This is a genomic window from Streptomyces sp. NPDC048496, assembly GCF_043200055.1.
GTDB lineage: Bacteria > Actinomycetota > Actinomycetes > Streptomycetales > Streptomycetaceae > Streptomyces.
In genome coordinates this window covers 97146-121497 of the sequence record NZ_JBICXB010000006.1, presented here as the reverse complement: position 1 = coordinate 121497, position 24352 = coordinate 97146, and the positions used below count along the sequence as shown (strand labels likewise).

Genomic DNA, 24352 nt, shown 5'->3' with positions numbered 1-24352 from the left:
CCGGCCCTCACCGCCGACCGCGCCGGAACACTCACTCCAGGATGTGGCGGCCCTCGGACTGAGCGCTGCACGAGGCCCGGAACGTGCAGTGGGTGCAGTGCTGGCCGGTCGTGGGTGTGAAGCGTTCGTCCAGGACCCGGCCCGCGGCCGTGGCCAGCAGGTCGGAGACCCACTCGGTGGTGGGCGGTTCCTGGGCCTGCACCTTGGGAAGGGCGTCGCCGCCCTCCTTCTTCGGGGCCGGCTGCCGCAGCTGGACGAGTTCGGCCCCACCGGGGGCGGGGCGGTGGCCGTCGAAGATCTCGTCGACCGCCCCCTCCCGGACGGCCAGCTGGTACACGGCGAGCTGGGGATGGCGGGCGACCTCGTCCTTCGTCGGGGACTGCTTGCCGGTCTTGAAGTCGACGACGTACGCACGGCCGTCGGCGTCCCGTTCGACGCGGTCCATGGAGCCGCGGATCCGTACCTCGTACTCCCCCGCTTCGAGCGTCACGTCGAAGTCGTGCTCGCTCGCGGCGGAGGTGCGGCCGGTGCGGTCCATGACATGCCAGCGCAGAAAGCGTTCGAGGGCGACCCTCGCCTGTCCCTTCTCCTGCTGCGACTTCCAGGGGGCGTCGAAGACCAGCCCGTCCCAGACCGAGTCGAGGCGCTCCATCAGGACCGCCAGGTCGGCGGGGGTACGGCCGGAGGCGACCTCGTCGGCGAGTACGTGCACGACGTTACCGAAGCCCTGCGCGGCCGTCGCCGGGGCGTCCGCCTTCACCTCGCGGCCGAGGAACCACTGCAGGGCGCAGGTGTTGGCCAGTTGGTCGAGTGCGCTGCCGGAGAGCGCCACGGGGTGGTCCCGGTCGCGGAGCGGGACGGCCGAGCGGGTCGGCTCGTACAGCCCCCACCAGCGGTACGGATGGGCCGACGGCACGAGCGGCTGCCCCTCGTCGTCCGTGAGCGCGGCCAGCCGGGCCAGCCGGTGGGCAGCCTCGTCGCGCAGGGCGTCGGAGGCATCGGGGTCGACGGTGGTGGCGCGCAACTCGGCGACGAGCGCGGCGACGGCGAGCGGGCGGCGCGGGCGTCCGGTGACGTCGCGCGGTTCGATGCCCAGCTCGGTGAGGAAGCGGGACGGCTGGTCGCCGTCGTCGGCGGGGGCCTTCACCGCGGTGACGATCAGCCGTTCCCGTGCGCGGGTCGCCGCCACGTAGAAGAGGCGTCGTTCCTCGGCGAGGAGGGCGCCCGGGGTGAGCGGTTCGGCGAGGCCGTCGCGGCCGATCCGGTCGGCTTCGAGCAGCGAGCCGCGGCGGCGCAGGTCCGGCCAGAGCCCCTCCTGCACTCCGGCGACGACGACCAGCCGCCACTCCAGGCCCTTCGAGCGGTGCGCGGTCATCAGCCGTACGGCGTCGGGGCGTCCGACCCGCTTGGAGAGGGTGTCGGCGGCGATGTCCTGGGCGTCGATCTCTTCGAGGAAGTTGAGCGCGCCGCGGCCGCCGGTGCGTTCCTCGGCGCGGGCCGCGGTGTCGAAGAGCGCGCAGACGGCGTCGAGATCGCGGTCGGCGTTGCGGCCGCCCGCGCCGCCGCGCAGCGCGGTGCGTTCGAGCCGCCCCGGCCAGGGGGTGCCCGCCCACAGCTCCCACAGGGCCTCTTCGGCGGTGCCGCCGCCTTCGAGGAGTTCGCGTGCCTTGCGCAGCAGCGCGCCGAGGCGCTGGGCACCGCGGGCGTACGCGGGGTCGTGTGCGACGAGGCGTTCGGGTTCGGCGAGCACGCGGGCCAGCAGCTCGCCGGAGGGCGGTGGTACCCGGTTCCCGGCGGCTCGCTCCTCGTCGCGCAGCGCCCGGCCGAGCCGGCGCAGATCGGCGGCGTCCATGGAGCCGAGGGGGGAGGTGAGGAGGGTGAGGGCGGTCTCGGTGTCGAGCCAGGAGGCGGTGGGCTCCTCGGACGCGGGGGCGGCGCCGTCGTCCGGGGCCGTCGGCTCTGCAGCCGTCGTGCGGTGCAGCGCGGCCGTGGCGACCGTGCGGAGGGCGGTGAGGAGCGGGGCCACAGCGGGTTCGTGGCGCAGCGGGAGGTCGTCGCCGTCGACCTCCAGGGGCACACCCGCCGATGTCAGGGCGCGGCGCACCGCGGGGATCGTGCGGCCCCCGGCACGTACCAGCACCGCCATCTCGTTCCATGGCACGCCGTCCTCCAAGTGGGCGCGGCGCAGCAGGTCGGCGATGTTGTCCAGCTCGGTGGAGGCGGTCGGGTAGGTGTACGTCTCGACGTGCCCGCCCTCGCGTACCGCGGCGAGTTCCCGGTGGGCGCGGACCTTCGCCGACGGCAGCCGGGTCAGCGGCATCCGGCGGGTGAGCAGCCGGGTGGCGGCCAGCAGCTGTGCGCCGGAGCGGCGCGACGTGGTGAGGACGCCGACCGGGGCCGGGCCGCCGTCCGCCCGCCGGAACGTCTCCGGGAAGTCGAGGATGCCGTTCACGTCGGCGCCCCGGAACGTGTAGATCGACTGGTCCGGGTCACCGAACGCGATCAGGTCCCGGCCGCCGCCGGCCCCCGGCGCTCTGCCGCGGTTGCCCGCCAACGCGTGCAGCAGCCGCACCTGCGCCGGGTCCGTGTCCTGGTACTCGTCGACGAACACCGCGTCGTACGCCCCGGCCAGCGCCGCCGAAACCTCGGGGCGCTCGGCGAGGAGCACCGCCCGGTGGACCAGCTCCGCGTAGTCCAGCACCCCCTGCGCGTCGAGCACGTCCAGGTACTCGGCGAGGAACGCGGCGGCCGCGCCCCAGTCCGGGCGGCCGGTGCGGCGCGCGAAGTCGGCGAGGGCATCCGGGCCGAGGCCCAGCTCGCGGCTGCGGGCGAGCACCGCGCGTACCTCGTCGGCGAAGCCACGCGTGGTCAGGCAGGCCCGCAGCTCGTCGGGCCAGCGGATGTGCGCGACGCCCTCCCGCTCCAGTTCGAGCTGGCCGGCCAGGAGATCGCGGACGGTGACGTCCTGCTCGGGTCCGGAGAGCAGCCGCAGCGGGTCGGCGAAGAGGTCGGCGTCCTGATGGGCGCGGACCAGTGCGTAGCAGAAGGAGTGGAACGTGGTGGCCTGCGGGCCGCGGGCGGCACCGAGCCGGGCGGCCATCCGGTCACGCAGCTCCACCGCCGCCTTGCGGCTGAACGTGAGGACCAGGATGCGGGCCGGGTCGCCGCCCCTGGCGACGCGGGCGGCGACCGCTTCGACGAGCGTGGTCGTCTTGCCGGTGCCCGGTCCGGCGAGGACCAGCAGCGGGCCGCCGGGATGGTCAACCACCGTCTGTTGCGCTGCGTCCAGAACAGGGGGGTCCACGGAACCCGGCCGGGTACGCACCAGTCGGTACGCGCCCGTGGTCCTCCCCCTACGCCCCTGCGGGCGTGGGGGGACCCCCTGCTGTGCCTGACGGTGCGGACTGTGCCGGGTGAAGGAGGAGGAGCTCACGTGGATCGCCGGTCCTGGGGGGTGTGCTGGTGGTGGGGAGCGAGGGTGCCTGCCGCGAACTGTCGACGCTACGCCAGCGGGGGCGTGGGATGCGGCGGGTTCACTGCGTCGAACGTCACGTTCCGCTTCGCACGGCAGGTCACGCAGGTTTTCTCACCCATCGAACGGGCCCGGCTGCGCCCGTCATGGGGCCGAATGGCGGAAGCTGTCAGGTGTGAGCTCTCCCGACCCCGTCCTGGTCCTCGTCCCGGTCGGTGCCCCCGTCCCCACCGGTCACGCCGTCCCACCGTGCGCGCTTCATGTCGAGGCGCGGCAGGTGGCCCTCAGCGCTGCGCGAGGCCTCGCGCAGCGGGGTGCTCTCCTCGCGGTAGTGGTCCAGCGCCCGCAGCTCGTGACCGGGCAGCAGCGCCCCGTCGGCCCGCACCACCCGCCACCACGGCGCCGCGGCGCCGTACAGCGCCATGACCCGGCCGACCTGGCGCGGGCCGCCCTCACCCAGCCACTCCGCGACATCGCCGTACGTCATGACGCGGCCGGACGGGATCAGGTCGGCGACGTCGAGCACGCGCTCCGCGTACTCCGGCAGTGCGTCGTACTCCGGCGACGCGTCGGGCGCCCGGTCGCCCCTCGCCCCGTCGCCGCTCGTCCGGTGTTGGCTCATCCGGCCCATGGTGCCGTATGCCACCGACAGTCCGGCCCGGTGCACGGCCGAGGGGCGCGTAGGCGTGCATTCACTGAGTGTGCACCCGAGAGCAAAGGGGCGTATCTTGCGCATCGCGCGACCGTGCAGTGCACCCTGATACCCCCCTCTGTCTCCAGGCCGTGCCACCATCATGCGGGCGGTGACCGGTGATACGAGACCACGAAGACCCATCAGAGGCGACGAAGGAGCAGGGCGTGCAGCCACCGAAGGCGGCCGACGCCTCTGACGCCGAGCGGCGCCCGGAAGAGCAGCGGGAGCAGCAGCGGCCGACGCAGAAGCGCGAGGAGCGGGAATCCGCCCCGCACCGTCTGGTCGGCTCCACCCTCTCGACCGTCGCCGAGGCCGAACAGGCCGACCGGGTCTCCGGTGACGAGCCGCTGCTCCCCGCCCGGGTGCACCGCCCCTCCGACCTGATGCGTCTCCTCGTCGGTGTCCTGGCGATCGTCGTCCTGTTCTCCTTCGCCGCGTTCGCCCACGGCACGACCACCGGTCTCGAAAACGACATCAACAAGGGCACGGACCAGGCACCCGACGTTCTGATCAAGCTCGCCGGCCTGGTCTCCAGCATCGCGGTGCTGCTGGTGCCCGTCGCCTTCGCCATCGAGCGGCTCATCAAACGCGACGGGCTGCGGATCGCGGACGGTGTCCTCGCCGCCGTCCTCGCGCACGGGGTGACGCTCGCCACCGACCTCTGGGTCGCCAAATCCGCCCCCGGCACCATTCAGGACGCCCTCACCCAGCCTCAGCCCGGTGCCGCGCTCACCGATCCCGTACACGGCTATCTCGCACCCGTGATCGCCTACATGACGGCGGTCGGGATGGCGAGACGGCCGCGCTGGCGGGTCGTGCTGTGGGTGGTGCTGCTGCTCGACGCCTTCGCCATGCTGGTGGGCGGCTACACGACCCCGTTCTCGATCATCCTCACCGTGCTGATCGGCTGGACCGTCGCGTACGGCACGCTGTACACGGTCGGCTCGCCGAACGTCCGGCCGACCGGTCAGCATCTGATGGCCGGTCTGCGTCACGTCGGCTTCCGCCCGGTCACCGCGATGCGCGCCGAGGACACCCCCGACTCAGGCGACCCGAGCGACCGGGGCCGCCGCTATCTGGTTTCCCTGGAGGACGGTCCACCGCTGGATGTGACGGTCGTCGACCGGGAACAGCAGGCGCAGGGCTTCTTCTACCGGGTGTGGCGCAGACTCACCCTGCGCGGCATCACCCAGCGCCGGTCCCTCCAGTCGCTGCGCCAGGCGCTGGAGCAGGAGGCGCTCCTCGCGTACGCGGCGATCGCCGCCGGAGCCAACGCCCCCAAGCTGATCGCCACCTCGGAGCTCGGTCCCGACGCCGTGATGCTGGTGTACGAGCACATCGGCGGGCGCTCCCTCGATGCGCTGGAGGACGTGGAGATCACCGACGACCTGGTGCGCGGCGCCTGGCGGCAGGTGAAGGCGCTCCAGTCCCGGCGGATCGCGCACCGCAGGCTCACCGGCGACGCGATCCTGGTGGATCGTTCCGGCACGGTGTTCGTGACCGATCTGCGCGGCGGTGAGATCGCGGCCGGTGATCTGGTGCTGCGGATGGACATCGCGCAGCTGCTCACCACCACCGGTCTGCGGGTGGGGGCCGAGCGGGCCGTCGCGGCGGCGCTCGAGGTCCTCGGCCCCGATGCCGTGGCAAACTGCCTGCCGCTGCTCCAGCCGATCGCCCTCAGCCGCTCCACCCGGGCGGCACTGCGCAGGCTGGCCCGTGAGCGGTCGCAGCGCGAGCGCGAGGCGGTGATCGCGGCGTCGGACGCGGCAAAGCTCGCCAAGGCCCAGGAGGCACAGGCGTCGGTCCCTGCCGACCGCAAGGCGCTCCGCAATGAGAAGCAGGCGGAGAAGCGCGCGAAGAAGCGGGCGATGGACGACGCCCTGGACGAGGCCCGGGAGGAGGATCTGCTGACCCAGATCCGCCGCCAGGTGCTGCTGATCCGGCCGCAGGCGCCCGTGGAGCCGGTCCGGCTGGAGCGGATCAAGCCGCGCACGCTGCTCAGCTTCATCGCCGGTGCGATCGCCGCGTACTTCCTGATCTCGCAGTTCACGGAGGCCGACTTCGGCGCGGTCGTCGATCAGGCGGAGTGGGGCTGGGTGGCGGCGGCGCTCGGGTTTTCGGCGCTCAGTTACATCGCGGCGGCGATGAGCCTGCTGGGGTTCGTACCGGAGCGGGTGCCGTTCGGCAGGACCGTGCTGGCGCAGGTGGCCGGTTCGTTCGTGAAGATCGTCGCGCCGCCCGCGGTCGGCGGTGTGGCGCTGAACACGCGGTTCCTGCAGCGTTCCGGGGTACGACCAGGGCTCGCCGTAGCGAGTGTCGGCGCCTCCCAGCTGTTCGGGCTCGGCTGCCACATCCTGCTGCTGGCCGCGTTCGGATACCTGACCGGGACCGAGAAGACCCCGTCGTCGCTCGCCCCGTCCAGGACGGTGATCGCCGGACTGCTGACGGTCGCGGTGCTGGTCCTGGTGGTGACCGCGATCCCGTTCCTGCGGAAGTTCGTGGTGACGCGCGTGCGGTCGCTGTTCGCCGGGGTCGTACCGCGCATGCTCGATGTCGTGCAGCGCCCGCAGAAGCTGTTCACCGGTATCGGAGGCATGCTGCTGCTGACCGGCCTGTTCGTGATGTGCCTGGACGCGTCGATCCGGGCGTTCAGCGGTCCCGACGTGCCGCACCTGAGCTACGCGAGCATCGCGGTGGTCTTCCTCGCCGGCAACGCACTGGGGTCGGCGGCGCCGACGCCGGGCGGTATGGGTGCGGTCGAGGGCGCGCTGACGCTGGGACTGATCGCAGTCGGCCTGCCGAAGGAGGTCGCGGCGCCCGCCGTGCTGCTGTTCCGGCTGATGACCCTGTGGCTGCCGGTCCTGCCCGGCTGGCTCTGCTTCAACCACCTCACCCGCAAGGGCGCCCTCTGACCCACCGCCGGGAGAACCCCCACGGCCCCTGCCCCGGGTCGACCCGGTACCCGGGTGCGGCCACCCACTTGGACCGGCGTCCCGCGCGCCGCCCCGCGCGCCGTCGCACGATGGGGCGATGAGCACCTCCCCTGCCCTGCGCGCCGCGGCCCTCGCGGCCACCGCCACCGTTCTGCTGCCCCTCACCGCCTGTTCGGACAACAGCGGCAACGAGGCCACCGGTACGGACCGTACGAAGAACTCTCCGCTCGCGGCGAACGCCGCCGACCCATCCGGATCGGCCGACCTGGCCTCCCAGAGGTTGACGTGGAAGACCTGCAAGGCCCCGTCCACGGCGCAGGGCGGCGGAACCGCCCCGACCCCCCTCCCCGGCGGCGCCGTCTGGGAGTGCTCCTTCATGAAGGTCCCGCTCGATTACGCGAAGCCGGGCGGCGACACGATCGCGCTGGCGCTGATCCGCGCCAGGGCCGTCAACCAGAACAAGCGAATCGGCTCGCTCATCTTCAACTTCGGCGGCCCCGGCGCCTCCGGCGTCGCCACGCTGCCCGCATTCGGCCCCACGTACGCCAACCTCCGTACCCGTTACGACCTGGTGAGCTTCGATCCGCGCGGGGTCGGCCGCAGCGAAGGGGTGAAGTGCGAGAACGACCAACAGCTCGACGCGCGCTTCCAGACCGACGCCACCCCGGAGACCGCCGCCGAGGAGCAGGTTCTCCTCAACCAGCAGAAGAAGTTCGCCGCGGCCTGCGAGAAGAACTCCGGCTCCGAACTCCCCCATGTCGGCACCACCAACGCCGCCCGCGACATGGATCTGATGCGCCAGGTGCTCGGCGACGACAAGCTGCACTATTTCGGCATCTCGTACGGCACCGAACTGGGCGGCGTCTACGCGCACTTGTTCCCGAAGAAGGTCGGCAGGGCGGTGCTCGACGGGGTCGTCGACCCGACCGAGGACTACAAGCAGTCCTCCCTCGGCCAGGCGAAGGGCTTCCAGCTGGCGCTGGACAACTTCACCCAGAACTGCGCGGATCGCGGCGCCGCCTGCAAGCTTCCCGGTACCACCGGGAAGGAGGTCGAGCAGGGGATCGCCGAACTTCTCGACCGGCTGGACAAGCAGCCGGTCCCGGGGCTCGGCTCCCGGCAGCTGACGCAGACCCAGGCCACCACCGGAATCGCGGCCTCGCTCTACTCCAAGGAGACCTGGTCGCTGCTGGAACAGGGGGTCGACGAGGCGGACGGCGGGAACGGCGCGCTGCTCCTGGCCCTCGCCGACTCGCTGAACGGCCGTTCCCGGACCGGCCGTTACGACAACTCGACGGCCGCCAACGCGGCCGTCAACTGCGCGGACTCGAAGCAGCGGTTCACCGTCGACGGGACGAGGGCGCTGATTCCGGAGTTCCGGAAGGCGTCGCCGGTCTTCGGCGACTATCTGGGCTGGGGTCTGCTGCAGTGCACCGGCTGGCCGGTCGCGGGTGCGTGGAAGACCCCGGACGTCAGCGCTCCCGGCGCGGCCCCCATCCTGGTCATCGGCAACACGGGCGACCCGGCGACCCCGTACAAGGGCGCACAGGCGATGGCGGCAGAGCTGGGCCCGGGCGTCGGGGTGCAGATGACCTACAAGGGCCAGGGGCACGGCGCGTACAACAGCGGCAACGCCTGTGTGAGGAAGACGGTGGTCAGCTACCTGCTGGACGGCACGGTCCCGGCAGCCGGTACCGTCTGCCGCTGAAGCTGTCGGCGGCGGCGCCCGGGGCCCCTTCCGGATCACGCCGGGCTCACGGGCCCTGGCCTGCCGCCGCACACCGTACTTCTGCTGCTGCAGCTGGCCGACCAGTACAACGGTCGTGACGAGCAGGGGCACTGCGACACCGAGAGAACGGAGAAGGGGCCGGCCGCATGACGCGGACCCGCCCCTTCGAAGCTTTTCGCCTCTGGTACCCCTCCCGGCAGGCTTTGCCGGTCACGGCACTAGTACACCGGCTTCTCGGGCTCGATCTGGTTGACCCAGCCGATCACGCCGCCACCGACGTGCACCGCGTCGGCGAAGCCCGCCGACTTGAGGACCGCGAGGACCTCGGCGCTGCGGACGCCGGTCTTGCAGTGCAGGACGATGCGCTTGTCCTGCGGGAGGTCCTGGAGGGCGTTGCCCATCAGGAACTCGTTCTTCGGAATCAGCTTCGCGCCGGGGATCGCGACGATCTCGAACTCGTTCGGCTCACGGACGTCGATGATCTCGATCTTCTCGTCCGTGTCGATCCACTCCTTGAGCTGCTTCGGAGTGATCGTGGAGCCGAGCGCCGCCTCCTGGGCCTCCTCGGACACGACGCCGCAGAAGGCCTCGTAGTCGATGAGTTCGGTGACGGTCGCGTTCTCGCCGCAGACCGCGCAGTCGGGGTCCTTGCGGACCTTGACCTGGCGGTACTGCATCTCCAGGGCGTCGTAGATCATCAGTCGGCCGACCAGCGGGTCGCCGACACCGGCGAGCAGCTTGATGGCCTCGGTGACCTGGATGGAACCGATGGACGCGCAGAGCACGCCCAGCACGCCGCCCTCGGCGCAGGACGGGACCATGCCGGGCGGCGGCGGCTCCGGGTAGAGGCAGCGGTAGCAGGGACCGTGCTCGGACCAGAAGACGGACGCCTGGCCGTCGAAGCGGTAGATCGAACCCCACACGTACGGCTTGTTCAGCAGTACCGCAGCGTCGTTGACGAGATAGCGGGTGGCGAAGTTGTCCGTGCCGTCCACGATCAGGTCGTACTGGGAGAAGATCTCCATCACGTTCTCGGCCTCGAGCCGCTCTTCGTGAAGGATCACGTTCACATACGGGTTGATGCCGAGGACCGAGTCCTTGGCGGACTCCGCCTTGGAACGGCCGATGTCGGACTGGCTGTGGATGATCTGGCGCTGCAGGTTCGACTCGTCGACCTCGTCGAACTCCACGATGCCGAGCGTGCCGACACCGGCCGCGGCCAGGTACATCAGGGCCGGCGAGCCGAGACCGCCGGCGCCCACACAGAGCACCTTCGCGTTCTTCAGCCGCTTCTGCCCGTCCATCCCGACATCCGGGATGATCAGGTGGCGGGAGTACCTGCGGACCTCGTCGACGGTGAGCTCAGCAGCTGGCTCGACCAGGGGTGGCAGCGACACAGGAACCTCAACAATGCAGGTGGTCGGTTTCTACGTACTTCATCTACGTACGGTTGTGCTTGCCGTAACACTGCCACGCCCCCTCTCATTCCGAGATACCAGGTCCGATCCGCGAGACAATGTCGTCCCAGTACCCGGGCAGCGCCGCGAATGGATTGGTTTGTCCTCTGCTGCCCCTCCGCACGGTGCGGTCGGTGAAGAAGATCGTGCCCGCGCCCTGCCAGCGGGCGACGCGCAGGGCCTCGTCGAGGTGGGTGATCGGAACACCGTGCACGAAGTGCGCGAAACGTCCCGGCGGGTAGGCGGCGGTCCACTCCGCCACCTGCGACCAGCGGTAGTCGGTCCACGCCCCGGAGAAGGTGACCAGCTGGTCGGCGGTCTCGGCGTAGCCGGGATACGGATGGGTCCCGTGCCCGAGCACCAGCAGCCCGTCCTCGAGGAGCGTGGCGAGCGTGCCGGTGAGTCGACGGACCGCCGGGAGGCCGGCTCGGTCGGCGGGACACCGGTCCAGGTAGAAGCCGTCGACGCGGTACCAGTCGAGGAAGGACCGCGCGTCGTTGATCAGCTCGTCGAACGGACGGTCGCCGTGGGCCAGATCGAGGTGGCCCAGCAGCCGGCCGCCGCCTGCCCGGACGGTGTCCTGCCCGGTCTCGCCGTGCAGGGCCCGTTCGCGGGCGTTGCGGAGCCGGCCCGCCGCTTCCAGACAGTGCGGGTCGGGCCGGGCGCCGGGACCGGTGTCGATGTTGAGGACCGCCCAGTGCAAGTGGGTGCCGGGGCGGGTCAGTTCGGCCCATTCGGTGGGCGCGAGCAGCGGATGCGCGCAGCCGGGGACGCCGAAGCCGAGCTGCTCGGCGCCGCCGGTCCTGTGTGCCGTTCCGGCGCTGGTCAGATGCGGCATGCGGCCTCCATCCAGATGTCGGCGAGGGACTCCTCCAGGTTGATCCGGGGCCGCCAGCCGAGCCGGTCGCGGGCGGTGCGGACGTCTGCCTGCTGCCAGGCGCCGCAGCCGTCGGGGTACGGGGACGGGGTCGCCGAGAGGTGTTCGATGACGGACTCGGACGAGGTGCGGGGGGCGCCGATGGGCATCCGGGCGGGGGGCGTGTCCAGCTCGTGGAGCGCACCCGGGTAGCCCGCGACCTTGGCAAGCACGGCGGCGGCGTCGCGAAGCCGCACGGCTCGGCCGGTGCCGATGTTGACGACTCCCTGCGCGGCGGAGAGCGAGGCGGCGTGCACGGCGCGGGCGACGTCCCGTACGTCGACGAAGTCGCGCTGCACCCCGAGGCCGCTGAGCTTCAGCTCGCCGTCGCCGGACTGCATGGCGCGGCGCATCGCCTCGGCGAGCCGGCCCAGCGGGGAGCCCGCCGGGGTGCCGGGGCCGACCGGCGAGAAGACCCGCAGTACGACCGCGTCGAGGCCGGAGCCGAGGACGAGTTCGGTGGCGGCGAGCTTGGAGACGCCGTACGGCCCACCCGGGCGCGGGATGGCGTCCTCCGCCGTCGAGGAGCCGGGCTGCGAGGGCCCGTACTCCGAGGAGCAGCCCACCTGGACGAGGCGGGCGCTGCAGCCGCTGCGCCGCATCGCCTCGCAGACGGTGGCGACGGCGACGGTGTTGTGCCGGGTCAGGTCCCGGGCGCCGCCGCGGGTGGCGCCCGCGCAGTTGACGACGACGCCGGGGTGGACGGCGTTCAGGAAGCGGGTGAGGGCTCCGGGGGAGCCGCCCGCGAGGTCGAACCGTACGTCGGCGTCGTCGCCGCGGCCGAGCGCCGTGAGGTGCACGGCGGGGTCGGCGAGCAGCCGGTCGGCCACGAAGCGGCCGAGGAACCCGTTGGCTCCGAGCAGCAGAACCCTCATCGGGTGCCCCCTTCGTGCCGACGGCGGGCTGCCGGTGCGGGGGATTGGGGGGTCATGTCCGGTGTCTCCTTGGGGAGGTGGTGAGCGGTAAGTGCCTGTCGGGTCCACAGGCAGGCGCCGAGGGGCAAGGGCCCGTGGCGTCGGCCCCGCGGGGTTCGTACAGGGAGTGGCTCTTCATCGCGGCTTACGCGGTGGTGTGGGCGGAAGCCCTGGAGAGAGCGACGGTGGCGTGGATCAGCAGCCCGAGCGCGGCCGCGCCGCAGGCGATGGCGGGTACGGCTCCGGTGCCGCCCGCCTCGATGACCGCGTCGACGGGGCGGGCGAGGACATGGAGGCCGGGCAGCCGCCCGGCCAGGATCAGCGCGGGGGCGACCGCCTCGACGGCGCAGGCGGCGGCGAGTCCGGTGTTGGCGGGCTCCGGGTAGCCGTGGACGGTCAGCAGCCGGGCGAGCAAAAGGAGTACGCCGAGCGCGGCGGCCGCGACGAGGGTGCCGCCGCCTCCGTACCCGAGCTCGGCGAGGCGGAGCAGCCCCGAGAGCACGCAGAGGAAGAGGGCGACGGTCCCGAAGAGGAGGGGGCGCACCCCTGCGGCGAACTCCTCCAGTGCGCGGCTGCCGGTGAGTCCGCGGTGTGCGTGTACGGAGAAGAGGTGCGCGCACCAGGCGGCGGGGGCGACGGCGAGCGCGAGTCCCAGCAGGGGTGCGGGGGTGAGCGCCCAGGGTCCTTCCGGGCCGCCGCTGAGGACCTGGTCGAGCAGCGCCTGGCCGTACAGGACGTAGCCGAGGAGCCAGCCCACGTACAGAGTGGCTGCCGCCGAGGAGCGGCCCTCCGGGGCGCGCAGGGGGCCACTCCGCAGGCAGAGGCCGAGCCCGAGGAACGCGACGAGTGCCCCGACGAGGGTCACGGTGAGCCGCACCCCACCGCCGAGTGCGCCTTCGGTGAGTTTCAGGACGACGGCGGTCGCGGTGCAGGCCGCACCGGGCAGCAGCGCGAGGAGCGACCAGACGGGGCGCGTCTCGGTGTCGCGCACCGGCGCGGGAGGCACCGCGCGCGCCGGCTCCCCTGTCACGGCGGGCACTCGCGCGTAGAGCTCCTCGGCGAGCGAGAAGACATCGCGGTGCCGGTAACGGGCGGCGGTGCGGTCGGTGACCCCGTGGGCTTCGAGCCCGGCGGCGATCTCCAGCGGGTCGACGGCGCGTTCGCAGAGGTCGCGGTGGCGGTGCATGAGGGTCTTCACGGGATCGACGGGCCCGCGCCGGGAGGCGCTGAGCTTGCGTGCGGGGGTGGCACGGGTGTGCGCGACCTCGGGGGCCCGGGGTGTGGGGGCGGGTGCGTCGTCACTGCCGGGGTGTGTCCGGGTCGGCGTCTGCGTCCGCACCTCGGCGGGCGTGTCGGTCCGTGTCCCGGTCTCGGCCGCCGCCGGGTCGCAGGCAGCGGGCCCGGCAGGGGTCCCGGCCTGCTCGAGAGCTCCGTCCTCGGGCGGTGTGCCGGCCTCGGCCGCCGCGAGGACACCGTCCTCGGACGCGCCTCCGCTCTCCGCCACGACACCGGCGCCCTGCGCAGCGCCGGCCGCACCGGCACCAGCACCAGCACCAGCACCAGCACCAGCACCAGCACCAGCACCAGGCTGTGCGGGCTCTGCGGGGTCCGCACGCACATCGGCGGTTCCGGCGCCGGTGAGCGCCCAGCCCGTGACGGCAGGGAACTCGTCGGCGGTCGCGGGGCGGTCGGGTGCCGGACTCCCGGTCACGTCCGGTTTCCGCGCCGGTTCCCGATCCGGCGCCGGGTCCCGCAGCGAATCCGCGTCCGGGTCCCGTTCCTGCGGGGAGTCCGGCCCCTCGGCCGCCCCCCTCGCCGGCGACTGCTCCATCAGCGCCACCGGCCGCACCGGCCCCACCCCCGCGAGGCCCGGCATCGCCCCCGTCCCGGGCCGCCCCCAGGCCGGGGCGGAAATCTCCGTGACCCGGGGTCCGGAGACCAGGACCTCCGAGCGCGGGTTCCAGCTTCTGTCGGTCGTCGGGGTGCCGGGGACGTCGAGCGCCTCGGTCGGGCGGCCGCCCATGGGAAATCCTCCGTGATCCATGCCGAGTCCGCCGGACCGGCTCGTCCTTCTGTGCGTCTGCTGCTCACACATCGCGGTCCGCCGTCCCACGCGCACCCGCGCACACGCCCTCGATGGCCCAGCTCGGGGTGTGCACGGGAACCGTCCAGCTGCCCAGGACCCGGGCCTCGGGCGGAGTCGCGAACGGGCGCGGAGCGCCGTCCGCCTCCCTGCGCACCGGGGAGCGGGAGATCAGCTCCAGGTAAATGCCGCGAAATGCCGCGAGGTTCTGTTCGACGGTGAAGAGTTCGAGCGCGCGGGCGCGCGCCGCCGCGCCCAGACGTGCACGGCGCTCGGGGTCGCGCAGCAGCGTGATGCACGCGTCGGCGAGCGCCCGGGGGTTGCGCGGGGGCACCACAAGACCCGTACCGCCGATGACTTCGACGACCGCGCCGACATCCGTCGACACCGTGGCCCGTCCGCAGAACATCGCCTCGACCAGACTGATCGGGAAGCCCTCGACGACGCTGGAGAGGACGACGATCCCACCCGCCGCGTACGCCTCGGCGAGGTCCGCGACCTCGGCACCGCCGATGTCCTCGAAGGAGACCGGGCTGTCGCCGACGGCATGTGCGTCGGCGGCCTCGTCCGGGAAGAGCTGGGCGGCGAGTGCCCGGCAGTGCGCGAGGTACGTGGCGCCTTCCGCGCCCGGCGCCGGCGCGCCGACGATCCGCAGCCGGGCGTCCGGTTCGGCCTTCCGTACGTCTGCGAAGGCGTGCAGCAGTGCGATCAGGTCCTTGGACGGCTCGATCCGGCCGACCCAGACCAGGGTGTCGGGACCGCCCTCGTCCTTGCTCTCCCCCAGGGCTGCGAAGCGGGCCGCCTCCATGCCGGGGTAGACCGTGCGCAGCTTGGCGCGGTCGGCGCCGCACCGTTCCTGCCAGCGGCGTGCCTGCGTATTGCCGGAGGTGATGAGCGCGGCCTGCCGGTACACCTCGGTGGCGAGCCGTCCGTGGAATGCGGCAAGCAGGGCGCGTACCGGTGCACCCAGGGGTGTGCCGGTCACTGCGAGGTAGTGGGCCCGCAACTGCACGCCGTGCTCGGTGACCAGCAGCGGGACGCCGAAGAAGCGTTTGGCCAACAGCCCGGGCAGGGCCGCTGCCCCGCCGGACGCCGCGTGGCAGAGGTCGACCGCACCGAGGCTCTCCTCGTCGTACCAGTCGGGGGAGAGCGGGCGCAGGACGCGGTCCAGTTCCGCGGCGAGGGCGAGGAGGTCGGGGACGGTCGCGGCCTGGACGGTCCGCCCGGTGCCCGGGGCGTGGCAGGCTGCTTCCAGTACGCGCACAGCGGTCTCGGAGCGGAGCGCCGCGGGAAGTCCGCCGTGTTCGCGGGCCAGTTCGGCGAGTCCGTACAGCCCGTCGGTGAACTGTGTGTCGGCGGCGCCGGCCGAGGATCCGCCACCGCCGGCCTCCGCGGTCGCTTCCGCCGTGCAGATCGACGTGGCGAGCGCCGTGAAGTGCGCCGTGAACCGGCGCCGTTCGCGCCGTCCGTACGACCGCCCACCCCCTCCGGTCACCAGTCGGGCGAGCAGCCCCTTGGGGGCATGGCCGCCCAGGACGTCCTCGTCGGTCATCCACAGCGGCGCCGTCCGTACCCGGCTGACCTGGGGCGGAAGCTGTACCCAGCCCTGCGCCTCCTGCTCGGCGGAGCGGCTGAGCGCGTAGAGGTCGAACTCGTGCTGCGTCAGCCCGCGCACCAGGCGGTCGCACCAGAGTCTGGACTCACCGGTCGCATACGGATAACCACCGTCGGTGAGGAGTCCGATCCGCACGAGCGCACCCCCGATCTTCCTGAGTGGGCGGTCGCCGTTGGTTTGGCGACTCGCAGCGGGACGACCGTAAGCGGATACGTCGGTGGCGCGACGGACGGTTGTCCATTGCGCCACCGAAAGGGGTGAACCGTCGTAACTTTCCCGCACCCACAGCGTTCTGTCGCGCTATGAGGATGATCGGTTACACAGGGTCAGGCTGCGGCCAGCTCCTTGCGGGCCGCCCGGCGCACCGTCGCGAGCGCCGGATCAAGCGCGGGTACGGCGGCGAGAAGCTGCTTGGTGTACGGATCCCGCGGCGCCCCGTAGACCTCGTCGACGCTGCCCTGTTCGACGATCCGGCCCTGCCGCATCACCGCGACCCGGTCGCTGACCTGCCGGACGACGGCGAGGTCATGGGCGATGAAGACCAGCCCGAGCCCCAGTTCCCGCTGGACTTCGGCGAGGAGTGCGGTGACCTGCGCCTGGGTGGTGACATCGAGCGCGGAGACCGGTTCGTCGCAGACGATCACCTTGGGGTCGGCGGCGAGTGCGCGGGCGATACCGACGCGCTGGCGCTGTCCGCCGCTGAATTCGTGCGGGTAGCGGTCGTACCGGTCGGGGTCGAGCCCGACGCGTTCCAGCAGTTCCCGGACACGACTCCGGATCCTGGTGTCGTCGCGGACGCCCGCGGCGCGCAGCGGATCGGCGACGGATTCGCCGATCGAGCGGCGCGGGTTGAGCGAGGCGACGGGGTCCTGGAAGACCATCTGGAGCTCGCGCCGGTACGGCCGCAGTGCTTTGTCGGACAGGGAGCCGATCTCCGCGCCCCCGTAGTGGAGCCCGCCCCCGGTCGGGTCGAGGAGGCGTACGAGCATCCGGCCGAGCGTCGTCTTGCCGCTGCCGCTCTCACCGACGATGCCGAGTGTCTCGCCGCGGTGGACGGTGAGGGAGACGCCGTCCACGGCGATGACCCGGCCGCTGCCGCGCCCGAATTCGCGCCGCAGGCCGACGGCTTCGAGCAGCGGCTCGCCGGCGCCCGCGCCCCGCGGCGCCGGGATGGGCACCGCGCCCTTCACGTCCGGCGCCGCGGCCGGCGCCACCCGCTTCGCGTCCACCCGCGGGACCGCGGAGAGGAGTTCGCGCGTGTACGGCCGACGGGGCGCACCGAGCACGTCGGCGACGGGCCCGCTCTCCACCTCCCGGCCCGACTGCATGACCAGCACGTCGTCGACGCTCTCCGCCGCGACGCCCACGTCATGGGTGACCAGCAGCAGTCCCATGCCCGTTTCATGGCGCAGGTGGTGCAGCAGGTCGAGGATCTGGGCCTGGACAGTGACGTCCAGCGCGGTCGTCGGTTCGTCGGCGATCAGCAGCTGCGGCTCGCAGGCGAGCGCCATCGCGAGGAGGGCGCGCTGCCGCATCCCGCCGGAGAACTCGTGCGGCCGGGACCGGGAACGCCGTGCCGCGTCGGGGATGCCGACCCGGTCGAGGACCTCCACGGCCCGCGCCCGCGCAGCCCGCCGGGAGGCACGCGTGTGGACCCGGTACACCTCGGCTATCTGGTCGCCGACCGCGTAGTACGGGTCCAGGGACGACAGCGGGTCCTGGAAGACCATCGCGGCCTTCGCCCCGCGCAGCGCCCGCAGTTCCGCGTCGTCCGCCGTCTGAACATCCACGCCCGCGACCCGGATCGAGCCGCCGACGGTGGCGCCTGTCCCCCGGTGCAGTCCGAGCAGGGCGTACGCCGACGCGCTCTTGCCGGAGCCGGACTCACCGACGACACCGAGCGCGGCACCCGCCTCCAGCGTGAAGGAGACTCCGTCCACGGCCCGGACACCTGCCGCGCCGTCGAAGGAGATCGTCAGATCGGAGACCTCGACGAGGCTCATGACAGCACCACCCGACGGTCGGCCATCGCCTGCAGGATGTCCGCGACGGCATTGGCAAGGACGACGAAGAAGCCGGTGACGAGCACCAGGCCGACGACGACCGGAAGGTCGACGTTCTTCACGGCGTCGACGAGTTCACGTCCGACGCCGGGGATGTTGAACAGCGATTCGGTGAGGACGGCGCCGCCGAACATCGAGCCGATGTCCAGTGCGCCGAGCGCGATCACGGGGCCGAGTGCGCCGCGCAGCGCATGCCGCCCGACGAGTCCCCGCTCGCTCACCCCGTACGCGCGGAAGGTGCGCACATGGTCCTCGGCGAGGGTCTCCAGCATGGACGACCGGGTCATCCGGGCGTACGGAGCGGCGGAGACCAGCGCCAGCGAGACCCAGGGCAGCAGCAGGTTCCAGGCCCACTGCTCCGGGTTCTCGGTGAGCGGTACGTAGTCGGGGAACGGCAGCAGTTGCAGCGCCGAGCAGAACACGATGATCAGCAGCAGGCCGATGACGAAGACCGGCGTGGCCATGCCGGCCAGGGTCAGTCCGGTGAGAATCCGCTCGGTCGCGCGGCCGCGCCGCCACACCGAGAGCAGTCCGGTGCCGACGCCGAGCAGGATCCACAGCACGAAGGCGCCGATGGCGAGCGAGGCGGTGGCCGGGAGCTTGGTGAGGATCAGCTGGGTGACCTGCTGGTCGTCCTGGTAGGAGCGGCCGAGGCAGGGGGCCTGGCAGTGCAGGATCCCGGTGCCGGTCGAGTAGTCGCGGCCGACGAGGATCCCCTGGAGGAAGTGCGCGTACTGCATGTACAGCGGGTCGCCCAGCCGGAGCTGGTCGCTGACCTGCGCCACCTGGGCAGGTGAACAGCGCGGCCCGCAGGCGATCTGTGCGACGTTGCCCGGGGCGACGTAGAACGCGGCGTAGACGACGACGCTGAGGGCGAGGAGCACGAACAGCACCCCGCCGAGGCGCCGCAGCAGGAACCGGGTCATGCTCCGGTCTCCTTCCTGCGTCCGGTGCCGATCCGCAGCCGCGAGGCGACGCGCGGGTCGAGTGCGTTGCGTACGCCCTCGCCGAGGACGGTCAGCGCCAGCACGGTGATGAAGATGAGCAGGGCGGGGATCAGCAGATAGGTGGGCGCCGCCTGGTACCAGGTGTCGGCGTCGCTGAGCATCTGCCCCCAGGACGGCGTGGGCGGCTTGATGCCGACGCCGAGGAAGGACAGCGCCGCTTCGACGACGATGTTGCCGGGGAAGAGCAGCACGGCATACGTGATGACGGGTGCGGCGAGCGCGGGCAGCAGTTCGCGCCGGGCGATCCGCCGGCCGCCCCAGCCGCTGAGCCGGGCGGCGGCAACATGGTCGAGCGACTTCAGCGCGAGGGTCTGGGCGCGCACGATCTTGGAGATGCCGGACCAGCCGACCAGCCCGACGATCGCGGCGATCAGCACCGGGCGCGGGAAGTCTGCGGGGACGACGGCGAGCGCGCCGAGCGCGATCACCATGACGGGCAGGGCGACGACGATGTCGGTGACGCGGCTGAGCGCCTGGTCGACGAACCGGTTGCCGAGTCCGGCGGCGAGACCGACGAGCACGCCGATGATCACCTGGAGCAGGGTCGCGGCCAAGGCGACGCCGAGCGAGACCCGCGCTCCGTACACGACGCGGGCGAACAGGTCGCGGCCGGTGAGCGGTTCGACGCCGAGCCAGTGCTCGGCGCTGATGCCGCCGAACGATCCCAGCGGTACGCCGCCGGTGGCGGAGTCGACGAGGTTCGCGTGGTACGTGGTGGGGTCCTGGCCCTCGATGCCCGCCAGCAGCGGCGCGGCGAGCGCGACCAGGACCAGCAGGGCGATGACGACGGCCGCCACGACGGCGGAGCGCCGAGCGCGCAGCCGCCCGCTGAACGAGGAGGCCCCGGAGGCGAGGGCCGCCGCAGCGGCCCCCGTCTCCTTGACCAGCAGTGCTTCGGCCATGGTTACTTGACCGCGACCTGCGAGATGTCGAGCACGCCGGTCCAGTCGCTGATGACGACGTTCTTGACGGCCTCGCCGTACAGGCGCTTGTAGACCGGGTGGAACAGCGGGACGGTCACCGCCTGCTCACCGATCTTCTTGTCGAGTGCGCCCCAGCGCTTCGCGGCCGCGCTCAGGTCGGTCAGCTTGTTGATCTCGTCGACCTCCTTGTTGACGGAGGCGTCGTCGAGCTGGGAGGCGTTGAAGTTGTAGCCGTTCCTGACGATCTGGCGTCCGTCGAAGATCGGCGCGAGGAACGGACCGCCGGACGGCCAGTCGGCGCCCCAGCCGGTGAGGAAGAAGCCGGGCTCGCTCTTCACGTTGTAGATCTTGTCCGAGTAGGCGTTGCCCTCCAGGCCCTCCAGCTCGACGGTGATCCCGGCCTTCTTCAGCGCCTCCTGGACGGCGGTGGCGATCTCCGGGCTGGTGGCGAAGTTCTTCTCGTTGGAGTGCGTGAGCGTGATGGTCAGGCCCTTGGCGTAACCGGCCTCCTTCAGCAGCTCCTTGGCCTTGGCCGCGTTGCCGGTCCTGCCCGCCGGGAAGGCGTCGTACGCGCTGTAGCCGAAGGACGGCTGCTCCGGAAGGAAGGTGGTGGCGGGCTCGGCGAGCGAGGAGCCACCGGCCGCGTTGACGACCGAGGTGCGGTCGACGGCGTACGAGATCGCCTGGCGCACCTTCGGGTTGTCGAACGGCTTCACCTTCGGGTTGAAGGCGATGTAGTTCGTGTAGCCGAAGTGGCCGGTGCCGACACGGGCGGCGAGCTTCTTGTCGCCGGTGACCTTGGCGAGCTCGGCCGGCCCGAGGTTGGTGTCGGTGGTGACGGCGGCGGCGTCCGCGCCGCGGGAGGCGGAGAGCCGCTGGTTGATGACGGCGGAGTCGAGTCCGGAGCGGACGTCGATCCGGTCCGGGTACGCCTTGCGCTCCTCGTCGGTGGCGGCCGACCAGAACGTGTTGCGCTCCAGGACGAGGCGCTCGCCGTCGCCCTCGTTCTTGACGACCTTGTACGGACCCGAGGAGATCGGGTGGTTCTCGTACTTCGTGCCGGTGTCCTTGGCCTTCGGCACCGGGGTCGTCTGGGTCTGCGTCGCCAGGTAGGGGAACTCGCCCTCCGGCTTGTTGAGGTGGAAGACGATCGTCTTCGCGTCGGGCGTCTCGATCGAGGCGAGGCCCTTCTTGTCCTTGTACGGGCCCTGGTAGTCGGCGCCGCCGATCAGCCAGTCGCGCAGGTAGGGCGCACCGCCGGAGAGTTCGGCGGCGAAGGAGCGCTCGATGCCGTACTTGATGTCGGCGCTCGTGATCGCGGTGCCGTCCTCGTACTTCAGGCCGTCCTTGAGCGTGTACGTCCAGACGGTGGCGTTCTTGCTGGGCGTGCCCAGGTCGGTCGCCAGGTCGGGCACGACCTTCGCGCCGGCCGCGCCGTCCTCCCGGTTGCGGGTGGTCAGCGTACGGAAGACCAGGGACGGGACGTTGCCGCCACCGGAGGTGTAGAGCCGCGCGGGGTCGAAGTCCTCCTGCGGGTTGCTGTTGAGGACGGTGAGCGTACCGCCCTTGGCGGGCTTGCCCGCCGCGCCGGATGTGCCGTCGCTGTCCTTGCTGTCCTGGGGCCCGCACGCGGCGGCGCCCGAACCCACGACAAGAACCACGACGGCCGCTGCCACGCGGCGCGATATGACGGACGGTTGACGCATCGGAAGATGACCTCTCGGAGTACTGCTGACGGAAGAAGACTGAACGAGCATCCGTGCAGGCAGCAGCGAGGGCGTGGGGGATAAACGGTCAAGGATCAGGATGAACCGGACCTGGACACCAGAACTGCCGCGCCTGCGGACGGAGTACGCCCGGCGCGGCAGTCGGGAAGAGCCGTTCCCTGCGAGACAGGGCTCGGGGAAAGGAAGTCGACGCGCGCTCAGGCAGGCGTCAGCAACAGTGAATGTCGGCGACGCTGTGCCCGGTCACACCGATGAGCGCCAGCTCTATGGCGGCGCGTTCGAAGGTGACGGGCTTGCGTGACATGCCGAGAAATATGCGCGACGGCACCCTTGATGTCAACGCGGAATGAGACAGTCGTCTCACATGCCGGACACCCTCTCCCAGGGCCGGACACTCGACCCGATCGCGGGCATCGGCCGGGAGGCAGCCGGCAACAGCCGGGCGGGGCCGACGGGCGGTCCGGCCGGACTCAACTGCTCGGATACGCCCAGGCGTTGGGGCGGCACTTGATGCCGTCGATATCGAGGGACTTGGTCTGCTGCTGCATCACGGGAGCCAGGGCGCCCGGCGTGCGGCAGCTCACATGATTGTGACCCAGACGGTGGCCGACCTCGTGATTGATCAGCATCTGACGGTAGGAGAAGAGCTTCTTCGGGCCGAACGTCGACGATCCCTGCGCCCAGCGATAGGCGTTGATCATCACGCGCTCGGTCGCCGCCGAATCGCACGAGACGTTGTCCTCGGTCGTATCGAGACCCGACTTCCCGCACCAGTCACCGGTGGTTCCCGGGCTGGCCAGAGTGATCACGAAATCCGGATCGCCCGAGGAGATCCGCTCAAAAGTCATGGCGCCGTCGTGCGCCCAACTACGGTCGTCATTAAGGGTTCTCTGGACCGCCTCGGCAAAGAGTCCGGCGTCGAGACCGAGACCTTTCTCGACATCGATCCGATAGCGATACTTATGCCCCCGGCCCGGCGCCTTCGCCGTTCCCGGGACCGTCTCGAAGTGTCCGGAACCCTTGAGTTCCGGAGCGAGCGGATAGGCGATGGCCATCTTCTGCTCGTACGAAAGAGGCGCGACCACCGCCGCTTGCGGCGTCTGCCGGCCGTCCGAGCGGGAGGAGGTGTCCTCGCCACTGTCCCGGTCGACGCCCGTCCCGGGTGCGGCCATGCCGACCCGCGCGCTGCTGTCGTGCGCGACCTGGCCGGCCACGACCACCGCCAGCACGGTGGTCACGGCGGCGGCCGCGACGCCGGTGAGGGTGCGCCCCTTGCTGCTCCTGGTGACCAGCGGGGCATCGGCGTCGCCGGGAGGCGGCTGCTCGTCCCCGTCGCCGACCGAGGTGAACGGGTCGACCGGCGGGGCCGGTGAGGCGGACGGGGAACGAGGGGCGGGTGGCGCGGGCGGTGCGGGCGGTGCGTCGAAGGCGTCGACGAACTCCCGTCGCGGACCCGGTATCAGCGACCGCGTACCGGCCGCGGGCTGCCGGTCCGCCGCCCCCTGCGGCCTCGGCCGGGCCATGGGCCGAGGTGTCTGCGTCCCGGGACGCAGACCCGGGCCGCCCGGCTGCCCCGGAGCCTGCCGGTCGCCGAACACCGGCTGCGGTCCGGTCCCCCGGTCACCGCCCGGCTCGCGCTGCTCGGGATGGCCGCCACGCACCTGCGGGACCCCCTCGAACGGAGTGTGCCCGTCCGTGCCGGGCGGCGCTCCGGCCACCCTCCTGCGCCGTCCGCTGCCGGGCTCCGCCCGGATCGCCTCACGAGCGCCGCCCCGGTCCGCCGCGGCGGCATCGATATCTCGCTCGCGGGCTGGGGGCCCTTTTCGACTGTGTCGTCCCACGCCCCGGATCAGCTCCCGCCGCGTTCGTCGAGCAGTTCCCGGAACGCCTGGGCGACCGCTTCCGGGTACTCCATCATCGCCACGTGCCCGGCATCGGGCAGTGTCAGCAGCCGCGAATCGCGGAAGGCCGCGGACGCTCTGCGTGCCATCCGGTACGAGACGAGCTGGTCCCGTCCGCCGTACACGAGCTGGGTCGGCGCGAGCACACGCTCGGCCTGGCGCCACAGTCCGTGCTGCCCGCCCAGCGTGTACGCGTCGACGATGCCACGCGCCGAGCGCGCCATCGCATCCCAGAAGTACGGCAGTTCCAGCCGTCGCTCCATTTCCGCCACCGCTTCGCGGAAGCCGGCTTCGGAGACGCGTGCCGGATCGCCGTAACAGAGTGCCATGACTCCGAGCGTCCGTTGTTCCGCCGTCATGTCCTTGGTCATCCGGGAGAACAGGGATGCGACCCCCGGAAGGGCGAGCAGTCCGGTCGGCACGGCGGGCCACTGCACCCGGATCTCGGGCAGCGCCGGTGAGATGAGGGTGAGCGTCCGCACCAGGTCGGGGCGGACGGCCGCGACCCGGGTGGCCACCGCGCCGCCGAGCGAATTGCCGAAGAGATGGACGGGGCCGCGTTCCCCCGCGTCCAGGAGCCGGATCACCGCGCGGGCGTGCCCGGTGACCGAATAGTTGCCGTCGTCCGGCGGCGGGGAGTCCCCGAAGCCGGGCAGGTCGACCGCCTCGCCGTCCACCACGTCCTGCAGCAGCCGCATCAGCGCCGACCAGTTCTGCGAGGAACCGCCGAGCCCGTGCACGTAGAGCGCGGGCGGCAGCCCGGTCCGCTCCGGCGGCCGGGTGCGGACGTTCAGCGTCAGGCCGGGGAGCGCGACGGAGCGCAGCTCCTCCCCCTCGGCGACCCGGACGGTGCTCACCGTGGGGGCCGCCGCTGCAGCGGCGGCGGCTCGGACTCCCGGCAGCTCGGTCGAAGACATG

At 72.0% G+C, this 24352-nt stretch carries 16 protein-coding genes; 2 read left to right on the top strand and 14 right to left on the bottom strand.

What is annotated here, in order from left to right; translation table 11 throughout:
• Nucleotides 1-31: 31 nt before the first annotated feature.
• Nucleotides 32-3433, bottom strand: a complete 3402-nt coding sequence (locus tag ACGFSA_RS09140) for an ATP-dependent helicase (RefSeq protein ID WP_393301928.1) — start codon at nucleotides 3431-3433, stop codon at nucleotides 32-34.
• A 208-nt stretch (nucleotides 3434-3641) separates the two neighbouring features.
• The gene (locus tag ACGFSA_RS09135; protein WP_393301925.1) at nucleotides 3642-4094 is read right to left on the bottom strand and encodes an MGMT family protein; all 453 of its coding nucleotides are present in this window, start codon (nucleotides 4092-4094) and stop codon (nucleotides 3642-3644) included.
• A gap of 236 nt (nucleotides 4095-4330) precedes the next feature.
• Between ACGFSA_RS09135 and ACGFSA_RS09130 the strand changes: the two genes are divergently transcribed.
• Together ACGFSA_RS09130 and ACGFSA_RS09125 are read left to right on the top strand one after the other, a co-directional pair.
• Nucleotides 4331-7078, top strand: a complete 2748-nt coding sequence (locus tag ACGFSA_RS09130; protein ID WP_393301922.1) for a lysylphosphatidylglycerol synthase domain-containing protein — start codon at nucleotides 4331-4333, stop codon at nucleotides 7076-7078.
• Nucleotides 7079-7196: 118 nt separating this feature from the next.
• Nucleotides 7197-8807 carry an alpha/beta hydrolase gene (locus ACGFSA_RS09125; protein WP_393301919.1) on the top strand — a complete coding sequence of 537 codons (1611 nt, stop codon included), beginning with the start codon at nucleotides 7197-7199 and terminating at the stop codon, nucleotides 8805-8807.
• A gap of 239 nt (nucleotides 8808-9046) precedes the next feature.
• Here the strand turns inward: ACGFSA_RS09125 and moeZ are convergent, their stop codons facing one another.
• The 12 genes from moeZ to ACGFSA_RS09065 all read right to left on the bottom strand — a co-directional run bounded on the left by moeZ (nucleotide 9047) and on the right by ACGFSA_RS09065 (nucleotide 24351).
• On the bottom strand, nucleotides 9047-10225 hold the full coding sequence (gene moeZ / locus ACGFSA_RS09120) for an adenylyltransferase/sulfurtransferase MoeZ (RefSeq protein ID WP_393301916.1): 1179 nt from the start codon (nucleotides 10223-10225) through the stop codon (nucleotides 9047-9049).
• An 85-nt stretch (nucleotides 10226-10310) separates the two neighbouring features.
• Complete coding sequence (locus ACGFSA_RS09115) at nucleotides 10311-11123, bottom strand: phage tail protein (protein WP_393301913.1); 813 nt, start codon at nucleotides 11121-11123, stop codon at nucleotides 10311-10313.
• On the bottom strand, nucleotides 11111-12076 hold the full coding sequence (locus ACGFSA_RS09110; RefSeq protein WP_393301910.1) for an NAD-dependent epimerase/dehydratase family protein: 966 nt from the start codon (nucleotides 12074-12076) through the stop codon (nucleotides 11111-11113). The genes ACGFSA_RS09115 and ACGFSA_RS09110 overlap by 13 nt, the downstream gene beginning before the upstream one ends.
• 184 nt (nucleotides 12077-12260) lie before the next feature.
• The gene (locus ACGFSA_RS09105; protein WP_393302215.1) at nucleotides 12261-13301 is read right to left on the bottom strand and encodes a hypothetical protein; all 1041 of its coding nucleotides are present in this window, start codon (nucleotides 13299-13301) and stop codon (nucleotides 12261-12263) included.
• A gap of 901 nt (nucleotides 13302-14202) precedes the next feature.
• On the bottom strand, nucleotides 14203-15948 hold the full coding sequence (locus ACGFSA_RS09100) for a DUF3492 domain-containing protein (RefSeq protein WP_393301907.1): 1746 nt from the start codon (nucleotides 15946-15948) through the stop codon (nucleotides 14203-14205).
• 191 nt (nucleotides 15949-16139) lie between these two features.
• Nucleotides 16140-17816 carry a dipeptide ABC transporter ATP-binding protein gene (locus ACGFSA_RS09095; RefSeq protein ID WP_393301904.1) on the bottom strand — a complete coding sequence of 559 codons (1677 nt, stop codon included), beginning with the start codon at nucleotides 17814-17816 and terminating at the stop codon, nucleotides 16140-16142.
• Nucleotides 17813-18802, bottom strand: a complete 990-nt coding sequence (locus tag ACGFSA_RS09090) for an ABC transporter permease (protein ID WP_393301901.1) — start codon at nucleotides 18800-18802, stop codon at nucleotides 17813-17815. Before ACGFSA_RS09090 ends, ACGFSA_RS09095 begins: the two co-directional genes overlap by 4 nt.
• Complete coding sequence (locus ACGFSA_RS09085) at nucleotides 18799-19785, bottom strand: ABC transporter permease (protein WP_393301898.1); 987 nt, start codon at nucleotides 19783-19785, stop codon at nucleotides 18799-18801. The genes ACGFSA_RS09090 and ACGFSA_RS09085 overlap by 4 nt, the downstream gene beginning before the upstream one ends.
• 2 nt (nucleotides 19786-19787) lie before the next feature.
• On the bottom strand, nucleotides 19788-21512 hold the full coding sequence (locus tag ACGFSA_RS09080) for an ABC transporter substrate-binding protein (RefSeq protein ID WP_393301895.1): 1725 nt from the start codon (nucleotides 21510-21512) through the stop codon (nucleotides 19788-19790).
• Nucleotides 21513-21741: 229 nt separating this feature from the next.
• Nucleotides 21742-21837, bottom strand: coding sequence for an Ms4533A family Cys-rich leader peptide (locus tag ACGFSA_RS09075; protein WP_358860501.1), 96 nt, complete (start codon nucleotides 21835-21837; stop codon nucleotides 21742-21744).
• 166 nt (nucleotides 21838-22003) lie between these two features.
• Nucleotides 22004-23374, bottom strand: coding sequence for a DUF3152 domain-containing protein (locus tag ACGFSA_RS09070; RefSeq protein ID WP_393301891.1), 1371 nt, complete (start codon nucleotides 23372-23374; stop codon nucleotides 22004-22006).
• A gap of 8 nt (nucleotides 23375-23382) precedes the next feature.
• On the bottom strand, nucleotides 23383-24351 hold the full coding sequence (locus tag ACGFSA_RS09065; protein WP_393301888.1) for an alpha/beta fold hydrolase: 969 nt from the start codon (nucleotides 24349-24351) through the stop codon (nucleotides 23383-23385).
• Nucleotide 24352 lies beyond the last annotated feature (1 nt).

Coding starts and splice junctions, on each gene's coding strand:
- ACGFSA_RS09110 (WP_393301910.1), bottom strand. CDS start 12,076: ATGAGGGTTCTGCTGCTCGGAGCCAACGGGTTCCTCGGCCGCTTCGTG.
- ACGFSA_RS09115 (WP_393301913.1), bottom strand. CDS start 11,123: ATGCCGCATCTGACCAGCGCCGGAACGGCACACAGGACCGGCGGCGCC.
- ACGFSA_RS09095 (WP_393301904.1), bottom strand. CDS start 17,816: ATGAGCCTCGTCGAGGTCTCCGATCTGACGATCTCCTTCGACGGCGCG.
- ACGFSA_RS09065 (WP_393301888.1), bottom strand. CDS start 24,351: ATGTCTTCGACCGAGCTGCCGGGAGTCCGAGCCGCCGCCGCTGCAGCG.
- ACGFSA_RS09105 (WP_393302215.1), bottom strand. CDS start 13,301: ATGCACCGCCACCGCGACCTCTGCGAACGCGCCGTCGACCCGCTGGAG.
- ACGFSA_RS09080 (WP_393301895.1), bottom strand. CDS start 21,512: ATGCGTCAACCGTCCGTCATATCGCGCCGCGTGGCAGCGGCCGTCGTG.
- ACGFSA_RS09125 (WP_393301919.1), top strand. CDS start 7,197: ATGAGCACCTCCCCTGCCCTGCGCGCCGCGGCCCTCGCGGCCACCGCC.
- ACGFSA_RS09135 (WP_393301925.1), bottom strand. CDS start 4,094: ATGAGCCAACACCGGACGAGCGGCGACGGGGCGAGGGGCGACCGGGCG.
- ACGFSA_RS09090 (WP_393301901.1), bottom strand. CDS start 18,802: ATGACCCGGTTCCTGCTGCGGCGCCTCGGCGGGGTGCTGTTCGTGCTC.
- ACGFSA_RS09075 (WP_358860501.1), bottom strand. CDS start 21,837: ATGTCACGCAAGCCCGTCACCTTCGAACGCGCCGCCATAGAGCTGGCG.
- ACGFSA_RS09085 (WP_393301898.1), bottom strand. CDS start 19,785: ATGGCCGAAGCACTGCTGGTCAAGGAGACGGGGGCCGCTGCGGCGGCC.